The organism is Flavobacterium arundinis (genome assembly GCF_038289855.1).
Taxonomy (GTDB): Bacteria; Bacteroidota; Bacteroidia; order Flavobacteriales; family Flavobacteriaceae; genus Flavobacterium; species Flavobacterium arundinis.
This window is the reverse complement of the sequence record NZ_JBBYHR010000020.1, coordinates 1-1272: the sequence shown is the minus strand read 5'-3', so window position 1 is coordinate 1272 and position 1272 is coordinate 1. Positions and strand designations below refer to the sequence as shown.

Here is a 1272-nt window from a genome sequence, read left to right as displayed (position 1 = left end):
CATAGGTGTTCGGAAGACAAAAGTTCATTGAAATATTTTCATATATTAGATTTATAAACTTGATTATGCCAAAGAAAATAAGCGTAAGTTCTTTGTTGAAACTAATAGACAAAGATGTTTTAGATTCAATCAGGATAGAAACTAATGTTGATTATAAAGCCAAAAAACTATCTGGAGAAGTAGTATTGAAACTCGTTTTAATGAGTGTTTTAGACGATACAAAAGTTAGCCTTCGGATTATGGAAAAAGTTTTTTCCAGTACCATGTTTAAGCTTTTTTCTGGAATTGAAAAAGAAGAAACCATTAGGTTTAGTAGTATTTCCGAGCGCCTGTCTTCTATAAGGTATGAATATTTTGAAAAGATATTTCAGAATGTTATCAACTTATCAAAGCCTTATTTTAAAGATGGTTTGAAAGAATACAATATTAGGCAATTCGATTCTACAAGCTTGTCTTTATCTGGAAAACTCTTAAAAAAAGGGATGGTTAATGGCCTTAAAAATAAGGAAGGGAAGCATGCAAAAACCCAGGTTAAATTCACCATTGGGTTATTACACAATCTTCCATCTGAACTGAATTTTTACAATGAGCAAAAACATTTAGGAGAAGATATAACATTGCGGGAGGCAATATTAAAAGCGGATATTGAAGATAATGAGATTGTTGTGTTTGACAGGGGCCTGAAAAAACGAAAAACTTTTAAGGAATTTAGTGATAACAATATTTTCTTTGTGACAAGGATTAACCCAACGAAAAGCATTAAGGTCATAGAGAAAAATATATTAGATAAAGAAGTTAAAACAGAAACTTTAAAGATTTTAAGTGATGAGATTGTCAACCTCTATCACGAGGGAAAAATATTGCTCAAAGTACCGTTTAGACTTATAAAAGCGGAATCCATAGCTACAGGAGAGACAATGTTATTTCTTACCAATATCGTAGAGATGGAAGCTGGTGAGATAACTGATATATACAGGAAAAGATGGGATATCGAAGTGTTTTTCAAGTTTATCAAACAACACTTGCATTTCAAACATTTTCTCAGTTATAATGAGAACGGGATCAAAGTAATGATGTACATGACAATGATAGCTGCAATACTGATACTTATATACAAAAAACTCAATGAGATAAAGAGTTATAAGATTGCCAAGTACGAGTTCGTGGAAGAATTAAATATGGAAATAATAAAAGAAATAGTGGTAATCTGCGATGGAGATCCAAGCAAAATACCACTATCTAATATGGTTTAAAGTCTTCCGAACACTTATG

General features: G+C 31.4%; 1 protein-coding gene. It reads left to right on the top strand.

The window, feature by feature from the left end:
• Positions 1 to 65: 65 nt before the first annotated feature.
• Positions 66 to 1253 carry an IS4 family transposase gene (locus AAEO56_RS19260; protein WP_341698712.1) on the top strand — a complete coding sequence of 396 codons (1188 nt, stop codon included), beginning with the start codon at positions 66 to 68 and terminating at the stop codon, positions 1251 to 1253.
• Positions 1254 to 1272 lie beyond the last annotated feature (19 nt).

Bases quoted from the DNA above. Each gene is read 5' to 3' on its own strand.
- AAEO56_RS19260 (WP_341698712.1), top strand. From the start codon at position 66: ATGCCAAAGAAAATAAGCGTAAGTTCTTTGTTGAAACTAATAGACAAA.